General features: G+C 36.8%; 18 protein-coding genes. 4 read left to right on the forward strand and 14 right to left on the reverse strand.

Features of this window, described 5'->3' with window-relative positions; all coding sequences use genetic code 11:
- Window positions 1–86: 86 nt before the first annotated feature.
- The gene (locus tag ABMA78_RS03825) at window positions 87–911 is read left to right on the forward strand and encodes a hypothetical protein (RefSeq protein ID WP_392857212.1); all 825 of its coding nucleotides are present in this window, start codon (window positions 87–89) and stop codon (window positions 909–911) included.
- Here the strand turns inward: ABMA78_RS03825 and ABMA78_RS03830 are convergent.
- The 12 genes from ABMA78_RS03830 to sppA all read right to left on the reverse strand — a co-directional run bounded on the left by ABMA78_RS03830 (window position 889) and on the right by sppA (window position 11809).
- Window positions 889–2319 (reverse strand): HD domain-containing protein, encoded by a 1431-nt coding sequence (locus tag ABMA78_RS03830; RefSeq protein ID WP_392857214.1) that lies wholly within the window; start codon window positions 2317–2319, stop codon window positions 889–891. The genes ABMA78_RS03825 and ABMA78_RS03830 overlap by 23 nt on opposite strands.
- An 84-nt stretch (window positions 2320–2403) precedes the next feature.
- Window positions 2404–2574: a hypothetical protein gene (locus ABMA78_RS03835; protein WP_021266323.1), complete on the reverse strand. Its 171-nt coding sequence runs from the start codon at window positions 2572–2574 to the stop codon at window positions 2404–2406.
- A 77-nt stretch (window positions 2575–2651) separates the two neighbouring features.
- The gene (locus tag ABMA78_RS03840; protein ID WP_392857216.1) at window positions 2652–4199 is read right to left on the reverse strand and encodes a sigma 54-interacting transcriptional regulator; all 1548 of its coding nucleotides are present in this window, start codon (window positions 4197–4199) and stop codon (window positions 2652–2654) included.
- Between the two features lie 130 nt (window positions 4200–4329).
- Window positions 4330–5652, reverse strand: a complete 1323-nt coding sequence (locus tag ABMA78_RS03845) for a TolB family protein (RefSeq protein WP_392857218.1) — start codon at window positions 5650–5652, stop codon at window positions 4330–4332.
- A gap of 8 nt (window positions 5653–5660) precedes the next feature.
- Entirely contained in the window at window positions 5661–6377 is a 717-nt protein-coding gene (locus ABMA78_RS03850; RefSeq protein WP_392857220.1) for a TonB family protein, read from the reverse strand.
- Between the two features lie 61 nt (window positions 6378–6438).
- Entirely contained in the window at window positions 6439–6855 is a 417-nt protein-coding gene (locus tag ABMA78_RS03855; RefSeq protein WP_392857222.1) for a biopolymer transporter ExbD, read from the reverse strand.
- Between the two features lie 14 nt (window positions 6856–6869).
- Window positions 6870–7568 carry a MotA/TolQ/ExbB proton channel family protein gene (locus tag ABMA78_RS03860; protein ID WP_392857223.1) on the reverse strand — a complete coding sequence of 233 codons (699 nt, stop codon included), beginning with the start codon at window positions 7566–7568 and terminating at the stop codon, window positions 6870–6872.
- Complete coding sequence (locus tag ABMA78_RS03865) at window positions 7568–8368, reverse strand: hypothetical protein (RefSeq protein ID WP_392857225.1); 801 nt, start codon at window positions 8366–8368, stop codon at window positions 7568–7570. The genes ABMA78_RS03860 and ABMA78_RS03865 overlap by 1 nt, the downstream gene beginning before the upstream one ends.
- Before the next feature lies 1 nt (window position 8369).
- The gene (locus ABMA78_RS03870; protein WP_392857227.1) at window positions 8370–9233 is read right to left on the reverse strand and encodes a hypothetical protein; all 864 of its coding nucleotides are present in this window, start codon (window positions 9231–9233) and stop codon (window positions 8370–8372) included.
- Complete coding sequence (locus tag ABMA78_RS03875; protein WP_392857229.1) at window positions 9233–9622, reverse strand: SH3 domain-containing protein; 390 nt, start codon at window positions 9620–9622, stop codon at window positions 9233–9235. Before ABMA78_RS03875 ends, ABMA78_RS03870 begins: the two co-directional genes overlap by 1 nt.
- Window positions 9622–10851 (reverse strand): hypothetical protein, encoded by a 1230-nt coding sequence (locus ABMA78_RS03880; protein ID WP_392857231.1) that lies wholly within the window; start codon window positions 10849–10851, stop codon window positions 9622–9624. The genes ABMA78_RS03875 and ABMA78_RS03880 overlap by 1 nt, the downstream gene beginning before the upstream one ends.
- Before the next feature lie 10 nt (window positions 10852–10861).
- Complete coding sequence (gene sppA / locus ABMA78_RS03885; RefSeq protein WP_392857234.1) at window positions 10862–11809, reverse strand: signal peptide peptidase SppA; 948 nt, start codon at window positions 11807–11809, stop codon at window positions 10862–10864.
- A 157-nt stretch (window positions 11810–11966) separates the two neighbouring features.
- Here sppA and ABMA78_RS03890 point away from each other — a divergent pair, with 157 nt between their 5' ends.
- Window positions 11967–12236, forward strand: a complete 270-nt coding sequence (locus ABMA78_RS03890; protein WP_392857236.1) for a hypothetical protein — start codon at window positions 11967–11969, stop codon at window positions 12234–12236.
- 2 nt (window positions 12237–12238) lie between these two features.
- On the opposite strand, the gene rlmN is transcribed toward ABMA78_RS03890, so the two are convergent.
- Complete coding sequence (rlmN, locus tag ABMA78_RS03895; protein WP_392857239.1) at window positions 12239–13303, reverse strand: 23S rRNA (adenine(2503)-C(2))-methyltransferase RlmN; 1065 nt, start codon at window positions 13301–13303, stop codon at window positions 12239–12241.
- A 126-nt stretch (window positions 13304–13429) separates the two neighbouring features.
- Between rlmN and ABMA78_RS03900 the strand changes: the two genes are divergently transcribed.
- The gene (locus ABMA78_RS03900; RefSeq protein ID WP_392857242.1) at window positions 13430–14290 is read left to right on the forward strand and encodes an endonuclease/exonuclease/phosphatase family protein; all 861 of its coding nucleotides are present in this window, start codon (window positions 13430–13432) and stop codon (window positions 14288–14290) included.
- Window positions 14291–14412: 122 nt separating this feature from the next.
- Window positions 14413–15243 carry an endonuclease/exonuclease/phosphatase family protein gene (locus ABMA78_RS03905; RefSeq protein WP_392857243.1) on the forward strand — a complete coding sequence of 277 codons (831 nt, stop codon included), beginning with the start codon at window positions 14413–14415 and terminating at the stop codon, window positions 15241–15243.
- Here the strand turns inward: ABMA78_RS03905 and ABMA78_RS03910 are convergent.
- Entirely contained in the window at window positions 15233–15610 is a 378-nt protein-coding gene (locus tag ABMA78_RS03910; RefSeq protein WP_392857245.1) for a hypothetical protein, read from the reverse strand. The genes ABMA78_RS03905 and ABMA78_RS03910 overlap by 11 nt on opposite strands.
- Window positions 15611–15612: the final 2 nt, after the last annotated feature.

Below are 15612 nucleotides of genomic sequence, written 5' to 3' on the forward strand. Positions count from 1 at the left end.
AATAAGTAAATCTTAATATTTCAGCTGTTGCTGGAAGCAAATTTTCTACGTAGAATCAGCTGCAAATCTGTAAAAGAGAGGTCAAAGTGCTTGAAAAAATTAATGGAAAGCAAATCGATGCTCACCTACTATCTTCCCTCTTACAAGATAGTAGTGTTGATGGAGATAGGGAAAGTAGAAATCTTTCATTTTATGACATCATCTATGTCATCGATACACCTGTCGATATTGGCCCTCGTTTTAAAACAAATAAAATTGATGAGGCCGGAGTCTATGTCACCCTGGCCTTTACAGACAAAGTTCTTTGCAATGAATATCTTGAGCAAAATAGTCGTATACGTGCAATCACTGTTGGTATGTTGTGTGGTGAGGTCGAGTCTAATTTCATTGAGGTCATTGGGTTAAATCGAAATTCGTCAGGCCGCTTTGAAGAGTTCATTTTTGTGCCTCCCTATGACAAGCTAACTTGTCAGTATATTCTCTCACCTCGTGACGAAACGATATCTCTCTTATCAATTGATAATGAGTCTCATCGCTTTATGGGAGTTGAGGCAACCTTCTTTTCTATTACGAATAAGACCATGGTTACTTTTGGGCAAGAACAAAGAGATGAGTATCTCAATAATCTCATTGAGAATTTAAGCTTTATCATTCCTCGTATTCCTCAAAGAAGAGGAAGTGCAAATATCATCTGCTTACTTTTAAATCTTGAAAATTCGATTGAAGAAAAGGCATTTGTGAGAGACTACCCTACATTTGAGGGCTATACAGAAGTGCTCTTTGTAAACTCTAACCTCGAGCTACTCACAGGAAACCTGACTAGAATCGAATACGATGGGGCAAGTTTAGAAGGTATCTACTTACCCCTAATCGAAAAGGCCAAAAAACTTAAATCACACCTTGCTCTTTAAGCAATTTATATGCCCCGTCAGAGCAGAAGCAATTTGGCGTGTAGCTCATTGTATTTGAAAGTTTTGAAATGATTGAATTTTCAACATCAGCCAATAGTTTAACTTGCCCATCATCTAAACGAATCTTAACTGGATCTCTTTCTAAGAGAAGATTAGCAAGTGTTGTCTTCTTAGCAAGCTCTCTTGGACTCTTAACAAAGATAATTTTCTTCTTAGGAATATCTGGAATAACCCAATCAGCGTCACTCCCCTTCTCTTTCACAAGGTTAACAATGTCATTGGCCTTATTACTTGTCTTCTTAAAAAGCTTATCATTAAAGCCAATATTATCTTGTTCAAGAAGAGACTGTGAGAAGTCGCTTGTGTCAATATTCTTAGCACCATGGCGTAGAAGAAGGATACGTGCCATATCTTTGATATCTGCATATTTATCGAATTGGCCATCGACAAGTAGCTTGTGAATTGTATTCATAAAGTACGAGTCATTAAAACCATAAAAGCGCATTGGATCATTGCTGATAATATCAAGTAGATCACTGTAGCGATAAATATGACCTTTCTCCAGCATGTGGTAACAAAGAGCATCTGCAATGGCATCATACTTTGATCCACGTGGTGATCGAATAACTTGTGAGTACCAAGCAAAGCGCGCGCTTAAAAAGTCTTCAACACAGTGAAGAGCATTTTCTTTAATTGCTAGAATATCGTGACCTGCAACTTTCTCTGTCGTGAAATGGTGTAGAAGATATTCTCTATCGTAAGTTCCATACTTAAGACCTGTATAGTGAGCATCTCTTAAAAGATAGTCCATGCGGTCACAGTCAATTTCTGAGTGAAGAATTTGATTGGCCAGAATTGACGAGTGCGTACCTTTAACAAGGTCTGAAACTTCTTGTGGGTCAATTCCATGATCTTTTAAAATTCGAGTAAGTCCACCTTCGTAGTCAGTATTCTTAATAATGAAAGAGCCAAGGTTTTCGTGATCGTCTTGTAATCCCTTTCCACCTTTCTTATTTGTTGTCTCCCCTATCTTGATATAGGCCATCTCTGTTGTGTGAGAAAAACAGAATGTTCCAATATCGTGAAGAAGAGCTGAGACGCGAATGGCCTGATGATATTTGGCCTCTTTTGTCTTTTGAACTTTTTGAAATAATTCACCATCTTCCACACCGCGGCCAACTGACCTTAGAATATGGTGAGCATTATTAAGTACACCAATTGAGTGGCCGTAGCGAGAGTGTTCAGCACCGTGAAAAACGTAGAATGAAAACCCTAGTTGTTTAATCCAGCGTAGCCTTTGAAAGAATGGGCTGTGGATGATCTCCATCTCAAGTGGAGTTAAGTCGATGAATCCATATAATGGATCATAAACTTTTAGACCTAATTTAGCGTTTGAGACAACTTCCATGTTGATCCTTTGGTATATATAAGAAGGCCCGTTATTTAACGGGCATCTTATATTTTATAATGAATTTGTTGATAGATACAAGGATTAAGACTTTTTCTTTCTTCCTCTTTTCTTTACAGGAGTTGTAGCGACTTTTAACGCTTCAAAAATTTTCTTCGCTTCACTTCTTAAGTTATTTTCATAAATAAAGCGGTAGAAGTTCTCTAAATCTGGTGAACTTCTGAAGTTCTTTGGTAGTCTATTGTCTTCTGACATGGGCTCTCCTTTTAGACTGTCATAATAACTTCAAAATTACGCTTTATCAATTTTCTTTAAGCTTCTTTAAGAGTTGATTATGCTTCTTTTGCTTCAATCATACCGTAGCTGTGCAGCTTGTTATAAAGAGTCTTAACTGTAATCCCAAGAACTTTAGCTGTCTTAGTCTTATTACCACCTAAGTGATCTAGAGTTTGGCAGATGTGTTCTCTTTCGATTTCACCTAGCGTCATTTCTCTAAATACTCTGATTTCTTCTTTTTCTTCAGAGATTTCAGCTTGCTCAACTTTGATGCTATCAGCAAGGTGATCTCTTTCAACAATCATTCCTGGAGATAGAACATATGCTCTTTCCATGATTGAGTGAAGTTCTCTTACGTTTCCTGGCCAGTTGTAATCTTCAAGAAGCTTAACAACACCTGGAGACATTGACTTTTGAGCTTCTGGTAACTTTCCTAGGTTAAGGAAGTGGTTAGCTAGAATTTCAATATCTGACTTTCTTTCTCTTAGTGAAGGAATTCTTAAACCAATTGTTGATAGGTTGTAGAATAGATCTTCTCTAAAAGTACCTTGAGCAACACTTTCTTTCATATTGATTGAAGAAGCTGCAATAATTCTTACGTTTGATCTTAGTTTTTCATGAGTTCCAACTCTTGAGTAAGCAAGGTCGTTGATGAAGCTCATTAGTCTCGCCTGTACTTTAACTGGCATTTTATCAATATTGTTGATGAAGATTGTTCCACCGTTAGCTGCTTCTAGAGCACCTTTCTTAATTCTGAAACCTCTTACAGCATCAACTTCTTCTTTCCCGAAGATTTCTGACTCTAGGTACTCATCGTTACCCATTGAACAGTCTACTACGATGAAAGCGTGATTCTTTCTTTCTGAACGACAGTGGATTCTTCTAGCGATCATTTCTTTACCAACACCAGTCTCACCTGCCATATAAGAGTTAACATCTGATGCAGCTACACGATCAACTGCAACTAGAAGCTCTTGCATAATTTCTGACTTACCGATGATTTCTTTCTCTTGAGTTGTTGAACGAGATAGAGTTACACCAGGTACAGAATTCTTTAGTTCATTTTCTTTTTCTTCGATCTTCTGCTTAAGTGACTCATTTAGGAACTTAGCAGATAGATACATTTTCATATTCTTAAGTGGCTTCTGGATAGAGTTTAGGCTATCGATAACCATATTAATGTCTTCTTTCTTAAAGTTAACTTCTTCGCTATTTCCTTTGAAAGAAATAGTACCGATAATTACACCGTCGATAATCATTGGAACACACAGTTCAGAGTGAGAAATCTCTGTTTTTGTTGAAGCAAATAGAGGATCTCTTTGTACGTTGTTTGAGAAGTAAGCACGCTTAGTTTTGATTACGTGTCCTACAGCACCAAGACCTTTTGAAATTCTTTGTGCGTTCTTTACAGCGCGAGCATTCTTAGCAACCATGCGACAGCTTCCGTCTTCATGTGCAATGTTTACGATAATTTCATCACAAACGATTTCTGATTTAAAGAATTTTGATAGTTCAGAAAAGAAAACCTGCTCATCTAAAGTCGTAAGAAGTGTAGACAGTAGATTTTCAATTTTTGTTGATTCTTTTTTCATTTCGATTGTCATGTAAAAACTCCCGTGTATTTTTTAGTGTGTGTTCTGCGAAGCGTTAAACTAAATTCATGATACAGCGCGTCTGAATTTTTTACAAGACTAAAATACTCGGTTGTTCAAAAAAAATATACTTTTACTGTGATTATAGTGACTTAAGCCATCTACCACTTGTACACTTTCCGAAATTTGAGGTCAGTGGCCCTAGGATTTTGCCCCAAGTGTCCATAATATAGACACTTTGAGTGGCCCTCGACTGTGAAAGAACCCTCAAACTTGTAAAAATAATGAACTGTCCATCTTTTGAGTACTCTGGATCCTCATTTGAACCGAAATCCTTCGTTAAACGATGAAGGTTTTGGCCATCTGATCCTACTTTAAAGAGGTCAAAGCGATTATCTAACCAGCTTGAGAAAACAATTTCTGAAGCACTTGGGTGAAAACGTGGAGTGGCGTTGTACTTACCAACATAACTAATACGCTTAACATCTTTTTCTAGGCCATTTGGATCCATTGTATAGATCATCGGCTTTCCTGGGCGTCCAGATAGAAATGTTAGGATTGAGCCATCAGCACTAAGTGATGGGTCAACATCAGGTGCGTAGCTTTTCGTTAGGCGTGTAATTGCACGAGTCTTTAAGTTCATGCGATATAATTCGGCATTACCTTGATGTGAAAGAGTTAAAATGATTTCATCACCATTATTAGTAAAGATAGCACCAGAGTTTAGGCCCTTTCTTTTCGATAATATAGTCGACTTCTTAGTGGCCACATCATAGAGCATAAGGTTTACGTTTTTCTTTGCTCCCTTAATAGACTCATCAATAAGGCTGTAAACAATCTTTGAGCCGTCATGTGATACAGCAGGAGAAAGAACAACACCATTATGCCATGTTAGCCTCTTTGGATTAGCACCATCAAAGTCCATGATGAATAGCTCTTTCTTTCCATCAGGCATTTTATAATCAGAAACAAAAACGATCTTATCCTTAAAGATAGAAGGCTTACCAACAATGGCGCGGTAGATTTCATCAGATACTGCGTGAATGGCCTCTCGGTTATTAGCATCATATGGAATTGATTTCGAAATAAGTTCTTGCTCGGCTGCAATATTCCAAAGCTTATATGAAAGAGATGTTTGATTTGCAGTTCTTACAATTTTAAAGCGAACTAAGAAATTAGTTTCCTTCGTCTTGTAATTCGTAAAGCGCACATTATCAAAAGAAGTCTGCGAGATACGGCGAGGTAGAACATTAAAGTAGTTCTGATAGAATTTAAAATCGTTTCGTACGATATTAATATAATTCTCAGACTGCTCAACCTCATTAGGAGTAAAGACTCCCTCAGAAAAAATCTTTTCTACAAGTAGGCTTTCTTTAACAACTTCGGCGTCCCCTACAGAGACAACAGTTAGTCCACCATCAGCAATAACGTTTAAACATATAAGTAGTAATACTAAATACTTCATAAAAACTCCTATATAGGAAAGGCAAGAACGAGTTCTCCGGCCACTAGCCTATTAGTAATTTCTTTTTTCGGACGAGGAAATGATCCAACAGCGCGAATTGATCCCACCGCTTTGCTATCATACTCCGCGTTCCCACTCGATTTTATAATTTTATATTCTAATAATTTTCCCTGCGAATTGATAAAGACCTGAACGTGACACGACAATTCAAGATTTGCCAGATATGCCGGAAGTCTCCAATGCTTGCGAACAGCTTCCATCACAGAAATAACATAATTATCAAAGTCCCCTTGGGCCTGGGCACTGCCAGTTCCAGTATAAGAAGAGCCTTCACTTAATTTGTTTCCAGCAGCAATAATATTGCTATAGTCAGTTGTGTCCTCAGCAATTTTTTGTTTTTGCTTAGGTTTTGCCTTTCTCTTTGTATCTGTTTTGACATCACGATTAGCAAATTTTGAAAGCATATCCTTTAAAGACTTCTGTTTAGTAGCCTTCTCAAGAATGGCCTTGTCACTTCCACCAGTATCCTTGGCCTTCTTCTTTACCACCTCAACTTGCTCTTGTGGTGGAGGAGTCATTTTCTTAAGCTCTTGATAAGTCATCTTGGGCATGGCCACAACATCAACTTTGATGGCCTTACCAATAACGCGAACCTTATCGAGGTTGGCCCTCTTTGGGTCGAAAGGAGTCCCAAGCTTAAAGATCGATAGAAGATACAGTCCCAAAATTAGGACAGCATGCGCTCCTAATGAGATAGAAATGTATTTGTTAAAACCCTTTTCGATACTACTTATCCTCTAGCTCTGTAACCAGAGCAATATCATTTATATTATTTGATTTTAAATAAGACATTAATTTTGCAACTTTACCGTACTCTAGCTGATAGTCAGCTCTTAGAAATAGAGTCTGCGACTTCGTTTCTTTTAGCTTACTTGAAACAACAGCGATAAGTTCACTTAGGAGGATTTTATCCTTCCCCACATAGAACTCTTCAGAATTAGTGAAACTAAGAACAACTTGCGAAGAGCTTAAGCTCATCACATTAACTTCCTTAGTCTTTGGTAAAGTCAGTTCAATCCCATTTAACATCAAGGGCGCTGTAATCATGAAGATAACAAGTAGAACTAACATAACATCAACAAGTGGTGTTACGTTAATCTCTGATACCGGTCCGTCTCCATTACCACCAGAATTCATACCCATTACTAACCCCTAAATTATGATTTTGAAGAAATATATCTTTCAACTTCATTGATAAATTGATTACCAAAGATATGAAGTTGTTCTCTAAGCTTATTTCTTCTTTGTCCAAATTTATTAAAATACCAAGTTGCAGGAATAGCGGCCACTAGACCTACGGCAGTTGCAACAAGTGCTTCGGCAATCCCAGGAGCAACAGTCTCAAGCGTTGCACCACCACTGGCAAGGCCAGAGAATGAATCAATAATCCCCCAAACTGTTCCAAATAAACCAACGAATGGTGTAATCGAACCAATTGAGGCAAGAGTTGTTAGTCCATTACTCATTTGCTGATCAACTTCTACTGCTTCATTTGATAAGGCACGCTCCATTGATTGATTAGCAATTGAAGAATAATGTTCTTTAATTAGTCCATAGTCTTCACCTAGTGCAATCTCTGTTTTCTTAAGTTCACGGTAACCAGAAAGAAATAATTTCTTTAACGGACTATCTTCAATTGTTTGAGCATCATGATATGCTTCTTCAAGAGAGGCCACACCACTAAAGAAGTTTTTAAACTCGCGATTGGCCTTTTCTGTTTTATTAAAAAGTGATCTCTTTTGGAAAATAATCGTCCATGAAAGCACTGATGCTAAGATTAAAAGAAGTAAGTCTAATTTAACGACAATACTTGAGTCTAAGAGGATTTGGAAAATATCTAAATTATGACCTTCCACTATACTTCTCCTTGCTTTTTTAAAATATATGAATATGCGGATGTAACAATTAATAAACTAATAGCTGGAACCAAAAGGTTTCCTAACTTTGAAAAAAATATTGAGTAATATGTACCCCATAATGGATCGTGACCCAAGAAGGCAAAAAGAGGTACAAAAACAACTGAAATAAAAATCATCCCTTTAAGTACTGAGTAATTAAATAGATAGAGATGAGTATATGCTAAGAAGAATAGAAACATATGACCTATTTCTAAACTCGTATTTCTTGGAAATAAAACAAAAAGAGAAAGATATAAGAGAGAGCCTTCGGTTAAAATATGAAATCCCTTCCCTACACGTCTCGACTTTAAAAAGATTTTTGAATTCAAGAATTCAAAAAAGAAGAATGCAAAAATAAGTACATTGTGAACGATTAGTTGCCAAAAACTAAATTGCACGTTTTCCATATGAGAAGGTCGACTAAAGAAAATAAATACAATGAGTGTACCCAGCGAAATTAAATAAGTTGGGACATTAACACTATTGTACCAATCAAAAGACAGCTGGCCTTTAATATCTCTAAACTTCATATCTGAAAAGAAATAGATTGAAACGAGGTATCCTAAAATTCTTGCGGTAACTAGCACTTGCCAAGAGAAGTCGTATAGCCAATTCTCTACAATGATCAGCTTGTGCCCTAGTCTAAAGTGGAAGAACGTAATAATTGAGACAAGAATAAAGTAAATAATCCAGTATATTATTGTCGATGTGGCGTACTTTGCCAGATAAATAGATTTTTCTTTGGCGAATAACTTCATACTAATTCGTCGTTGGGTTTATCCAATTAAGCTGTAGTTCAGGCGCTGGATAAATCTTTGAATAATTCTTATAAAGTAAATTCCCTTTCGTTAAAGAATCAATCTTCTCTAGTAAGTGATAATAGTTTTTCCAGTACTTTGGATTATTCTTTAAAATAGTATCCATTTTCTTAGTTGTTTTAAACTGATCCTTGAAAGTAAAACCAGTATTAAAAACCACATCACTAAAACGAGTTAAAACCTTATGAAATTCTTCCTTTGGGAATTGTTTCTTATAAAAATTATTATTCATTAATTTTAAAAGTGTTTCATCATCAAATTTTTTAATAAATTGCTGATCCTCTAACCTCAATAAGTCTTCAAATAAAAGAAGTGAGATTTGTAACTTCGATAAGTCCATTGCTCTAATAAATGGAACACTAATCACAAATAGGTAGTGATTAGTCGATAGAGGAAAGCCGAAGTGAGTTACATTTGGTGAGTTCAAATATAAAATATCAAACTTGATACCAAAGTATCCGACTTCTTTTAAAAACTTAGCGTAATATTCACGAACACCAAAATCAGGCTTATGAAAGTCCCATTTTAGTATCCCTACATTCTTAACAAGCCAATACTGAGTCATGATATGCCAGAAATCTTTCCCGGCCGGCGTGTTGTAGAATGCTTTTTTTACAGCATCAACATCAACTTGTTTCTTTTTCGCTTGTTTAGCCTTTTCTTTTGCGGCCTTCTCAAGTCCGTCCTTCTTTAGAACTTTTTGAATTTTATTAAAATTCACAAATTCATTCTCAACCGGAAGGTTTTCTTGAGCATAAGAGCTAAAGATATTAAAGATAAGGAGAAGTGATAAGAAGTACTTCATTACTTACTCTCCCCTTTAATGAGAAGATCCTGTAGTCTTCCCCAATAGTGAATCTCAGTCACACCAATTTCAATTTGGTCAAAGAAGCGACGATACATATCTTGCCAACAACCATCTGGTTTTCTTTGAGAGAGAACATTCGTACTCATAAAACCTTTATAATTTGAGTACTCAACTTGATAGAACTCAGAGATTGGTGAACTTAAGACGTAGAAAGGTTGTCCACATTCAAAGGTAGACAGCACTCGAGAGAATTTTGAAGGGTTTTGGTGTAGCTGAGAATAAACAGACTGCACGTAGTAAATCGTCTTCTTCTGAGCATTACGAGACTGGGCCTTTTGTTGAGCAAAGACCGGTAGAAGAAGAAAAAATACTAGAAATATTCTCATTATACTTTCCATCTAAACTGTATTGTTTCCCACTCGTGACATTGCGGACAACGCCAAAAAATCTCATCAGAGTTGTAGCCACATTCACGACAATAGTGCTTTGTAAGAGTTTGGTGCATATTCTCTAGAAGATCTTTCGTTTGTGAAACGGCCTCTTCTTTCTTACCTAACTCAATTAATATTTTAATATACTCAGATTTTAAGGCTTCTGAAGTGGCATTAGAGTTCTTATCCCACTCACTTAGTAATTCGTAAGCTTTGTGCAATTGATGCTGCTGCTTAAAAAGTCTAATCTTTGTAAGAATGATTGATTCGTTAGAAAGTAATTCTTCATCTTTCATTTCTAAGAAGTATTCAATTAAAAGATTTAATCTCTTAAAATACTTCTCTTTTTCTTCTTCACTGCCCTTAAATCCCTCTTCAAGTGATTCAAATGCAAAAGAAGCATACATTGGCTGCTCTTTTAAAAGTTCAACGAGATAGAATTTCGCTTCATCAACATTACCTTCGTGAAGAAGAATTCTAAGTTTTAGAATCTTTGCTGATACAGAAGGTGCAAAACGAAAACCGTCTTCAAGATCTTCAATGGCCTTAGAAAGCTGACCATTTTCAAAGAACTTCTTGGCCTTTTGAACAAGAATATGTGAAATCGTCTCAGACTGATTCTCATGCCCTACTTTTGAAAGCATGATGCGATAATTATAGGCTTGATCCCAATCACCAATATCTTCATAGATACGACAAAGTGATTGAATAACATCATATTCATCACGATTGATTTTTAAGACATCTTTATAAGTTTCAATGGCCTTATCAACAAAACCACCCTTATCGAAATCGATAGCTAACTCTTTAAGAGCACGAATGCGGTGAGATTCTGAAATATTATCTCTAGCTATAAGTGAGCGGTGGATACTGATGGCCTTTTCTATTTCACCATTACTTCTGAATAGTCCACCTAGAGCAAAGTATGTATCAATTGTTTCTCTGTTAATATCAACGGCACTTAAGAATTCTTTAATCGCAAGATCGCGATTTCCCGAGATTAGGTATTGAGTTGCATTTAAGAATACTTTCGACTGAGCTTCAAAGATCGAGTTACGATATCGTTTAGAAAGTTTTACACCTGTGTCTTTCTCACTGAAGTAGTGATAGATCAGAATTAGTGTAAATACGAATGCTACAACTGCTAGTATATGATCTTGTAGCCAATTTAAGTATATATGCATTATGCCTCTATTATTTGTACATTAAAGTCGTCGAGCTGTTAGCTTTTACAAAATTCTTAACTGCTCCTTTAACATCTTCTAAGTCTTCAATGATTGAGAAGAAGTTCGCCTTCTTCTTAATCTTCATTTCTGAAAGGTTTAAGTCCCCTTCAAGCTCTAGCTTCGCATGAAGCTCGCGAGCACATGGCCAAAGCCCAACAAGTTCATCAACAAGTCCAAGCTTCTTTGCTTGTGCACCTGAAAAGACTTGCCCTTGAGCAACATCGTTAATTGAACCTTTAATCTTCTCACTACGCTCAGCTGCAACATCATCAATAAATTGCTTGTGAACATCTTTTGTCATCTCTTCCATTAGCGCAGCTTCTTCTTTAGTCATTGGACGATTTGGTTGTCCAATGTCTTTATAGCGTCCGGCCTTAATTGTTTGTGGGTTAACCATGGCGAATTTGTATAACTCAGAAAGGTCAACAAATTGCATGATCACACCAATTGAACCTGTAAGTGTTCCTGGAGATGAACAAATCTTCTCTGTTGCCGCACCAATATAGTAACCACCACTTGCAGCGATTGATGAGAATGATGCATAGATTGGCTTTGGATTCTTTGTTACTTCAGCGTAACTTCCCGCCCCTCTAATTCTTAAAATTTCTTGATAAATCTCTTGAGTTGGAGCAACTGCACCACCTGGTGAGTTAACTCTTAAGATAATTCCCTTAACTGCTTCATCCGCTTCTGCGCGGTGAAGAAGTTGAATTGTTTTCTTAGCGTCCATGATGACACCTTCAACTTCAATTAGGGCAATCTTATCTTTAGACTTCTTACTCGACGAAGCAATATCGTTATTTCCTTTGAAAATTGTCACGGTATAAGCAGAAAATAATATTAGTACAACGAAGAAAACTGCAACCATTGCCATAAGGCCTATGACCGCACGATCTTTTGATTTTGTATTCGACAAAGCATCCTCCCTGAGCTTATAAATCTACCCTTCTATCTTCCCAAAAATATTGGATTTCGTAAACTTTTTAACATGTTACAAACTTGCCGATTAAAGTAAATTTGTCCCTATCCGAAAAGATAGAGGAATAAAACCGCAAATGCGAAGTGAGGGATATATGAAAGGTTTCAGCGTTAAAACAATTGCCATAATTACTCTAGTAATTCAGTCTAGCTTTGTTTTTGCTGAGAAGTATGAAGCTCCTTCATTTTATCAAGAAGCGAAAAAACCAATTTCATTTAAAAAGAAAGTAGTCCACCATAAGACTCAAGAATCTTGGGAAGACTCATATCAAGTTGAAGACGACTCTAAGTCGGAGAAGTCAAAGCGTCTTCCATCTTCTAAAAATACAAATGTTAAGTATTGGGATTACGAAAATAAGAAGTAATCTTATTTCCAAAGATTTAGATCTTTTTCTAGCTCACTCTTAAGCTGGCCACAGGCCGCTAAGATATCACTCCCCTTTGTCGTACGAATTGTTGTCGTGATTCCACCATTATCAAGTTGATTCTTAAACCAGTTGATACGGCTAACACTTGGGCGTTTAAAATTCGATTCAGGGTACTCATTAAAAGGAATCAGATTCACTTTAGATACTTTCTTAGGAAGAAGTTTTAAAAGTGCTTCAACATCTTCGGCGCGATCATTGTACTGGTCAATGAGAAGATATTCATAAGTAATATAGCGATGGGCCTTAAGTGGAATTTCCTTAATCGCCGTTAGAAGCCTGTCCAGATCATAGGCCTTATTAATTGGCATAAGTTCTGTACGAATCTCATTGTGAGCAGCATGCAGAGAAATAGCAATATTAACAGATGGGAATTCTTCTAGCTTCTTAATTGCTGGAACTAATCCCGATGTTGAAATCGTTACTCGCCTCTGAGAAAGGCCTAAGGCCTTTTCATCAACCATAAGTTCAGTTGCTGCCTTAACTTGTTCAAAGTTATGAAGAGGTTCACCTTGGCCCATAAAGACAACATTTGATAGTCGTTCTTCTGGCCCAACTTTTTCTCTTAGAAATTTTGTAACGGCCAGAAATTGGCCAATAATTTCCCCGGCCTCAAGGTGGCGCATCAGCCCCATTGTTCCGGTATGACAGAAAGTACAGCCGATTGCACACCCTACTTGCGAAGAAACACAAAGAGTTTTTCGGTTTGAGCGAGCAGGAATCATAACCGTTTCAACAGTTTTTCCATCTCTCATGGCAACAAGAAATTTTCTCGTTCCATCTTTTGAAAGGCCATTCCATACAATTTTAGGAAGTGTAAAATCGAAGTTCTCTTCTAATAGCTCTTTGAGACTCTTAGAAATATTTGACCACCCCTCAGGAGTGTACTCGTGTTTTTCATAGACCCATTGAAGAATTTGATTTGCCACAAAAGGCTTCTGGCCATTCTCTACGAGGAATGATTTCAAAGACTTAGGTGAAAGCGAGTAAAAAAGCTGCTTTTGCATATGATTCTCCAATATTAGGTGACATTTATATGGTCAGGGACTAAATATTACAAGCTCCTCTGTAGAATTTTTGCTATTTAGCCTATTCTTTGATCTATTAAACCTAAATTACAACAAAATCTGCTGATGTCAGAATCATTAGGAACAAATATGAGAAAGCTTGGCCTATTAATCACATCCCTACTGCTACTTCAAGGATCTGCCTTGGCCGCAAATAATATGGCCAATCTTATTTACAAAGTTCCCTCTAAAAACAAAATACTTTCCACAAAGGGAGAGCTTCGCTGTCCTGATTGTAGGCTTGGTACACGATTTAGCGTAACAGTATGGAATATGTACAAAGGAAAAGAGCCTTCTTGGGCAAGAGATTATCTAAAGCTAGCAAGCGAGAGTGAAATTATCCTTGGTCAAGAGTTTCTACTTCAAGGAGAAATGCAGGAGATACTTTCAAGCGGCCAGCGAGAAAGTGTACTAGCAACTTCATTTTATAATACAGATGGAAAAGCAACCGGTGTCTTTACTAGCTCGACGGTAAATGCTGTCACAAAGCAGGCATTTCAAAGCAGTGATCGAGAGCCCATTGTAAATACGCCAAAGCTTTCTGTTTTGACTCAATACCCAGCTGATAATGGAAAAAATGTTACTTTTGTTAATATCCACGCACTCAATTTCGTCGGTATTCAACCTTTTACAATTCAAATAGCAACGCTTCTTAAAGCTGTAAAAAATATCAAAGGCCCAGTTATCTTTGCGGGTGATTTTAATACTAATGCTCCAACAAAAACTCTCATCATGAATATGCTATTTAAAAAAGAGGGTTTCAAACAGGCCCGTTATACTGGAGCAGATGATCGCATGACATTCTTAGGTCAGCCGCTAGACCATATTTGGTATCGTGGACTAAATCTCGTGGAAGCAAGAGTTCTTGGAGAGATAGAAGGATCTGATCACACTCCTCTTCAGGCAGAGTTCGAGCTAATTGATTAGGTATTAGCTTTGACAGTTTAGCTTATAAAAAGAAAAATTCAGCTGCATTTCTTTGCACATTCGTTCTCTCTTATAGATAATTAAAGATATTAAAAAATTAGTTTCAAACAAAAGGATTTGTTATGAAAAAGCTTATGATAAGCTTAGCAGTTGCTTTACTAGCAACACCATCTTTTGCACAAGAAAAGCTCATTCACAAAATTCCAAGTTCAGATAAGATCATTCAAGTAAAGCAAGACCTTTCATGTGATGATTGTCCTTTTCCTAATGAATTCACGATTACTGCGTGGAATATGTACAAAGGAAAGAATGAAACCTGGCGCGAAGACTTTGAAGAACTTATGAATGAGAGCGATATTCTTCTCGGACAAGAGTTTAGCTTTAAAGGAAAAATGAAGAAGCGTCTCTTTACTCCAGAAGATGAAGAAATTATTTTGGCCACTTCATTTATCAGCTGGGGAAAGTACAACACAGGAGTTACTAATATTTCAAAGTATCCTGCAATAGCAATTACGCCTCTTAGAAGTAAGGTAAGAGAACCATTTATCCGCACACCAAAGCTATCTCTAGCAAGTCAGTACAAGCTTGAAGATGGCCGTAGCATTACCTTTATTAATATTCATGCTATTAATTTTGTCAGAAAGAAATCTCTAAAAAAACAAATCACTCAAGTTGTTAACTATATAAGAACAACAAATGGACCAGTTGTTTTTGCTGGTGACTTCAATACGAACTCAAAGTCTAAGATTAAGATGATGAGAGATATTTTAAAGAGAGAAGGCCTTAAGGAAGCAATCTACACAGGCCGTGATGATCGTATGAAATGGCTTGGTAATAAACTTGATTATATTTGGTATCGTGACCTAGAACTAATTGAAGCTAGAGTTCGTGGAGATATCGAAGGATCAGATCACAAGCCTTTACAAGCTAGCTTTAGAATTCCTATCGAATAAAACTCGATAGGAATCCCTTCTTTGTTCTTTCTGGATTTTCTAAGACATTTCCATGCTCAACAAAAGACTCAAGTAAACCACCAATTTTCTTAGTTGTTTCTAAAACTTTATTGAAGCAATCTGGGGAAATTAAGCATACTCTATCTTGCTTTAGACGATCACTAAGATCATACGCAAATTTTGTTAATTCCTCTTCATCAAAGAATCCACTGAGGTGGCCATCAGAAGTTATTTCCATTCTTGGACCCAGCTCGACCTCACTAAAGTCAACTGATGACTTGGCCGTGAAGATCGAACGAATAAAGAAGAGACTGTGCTCTTCACTATAGACATAACTTACATATAAAACTTTATCACTTGCACCCATCT

Origin of the sequence: Halobacteriovorax sp. RZ-2 (assembly GCF_043196685.1) — a bacterium.
In the GTDB taxonomy this organism is placed as follows: Bacteria; Bdellovibrionota; Bacteriovoracia; order Bacteriovoracales; family Bacteriovoracaceae; genus Halobacteriovorax_A.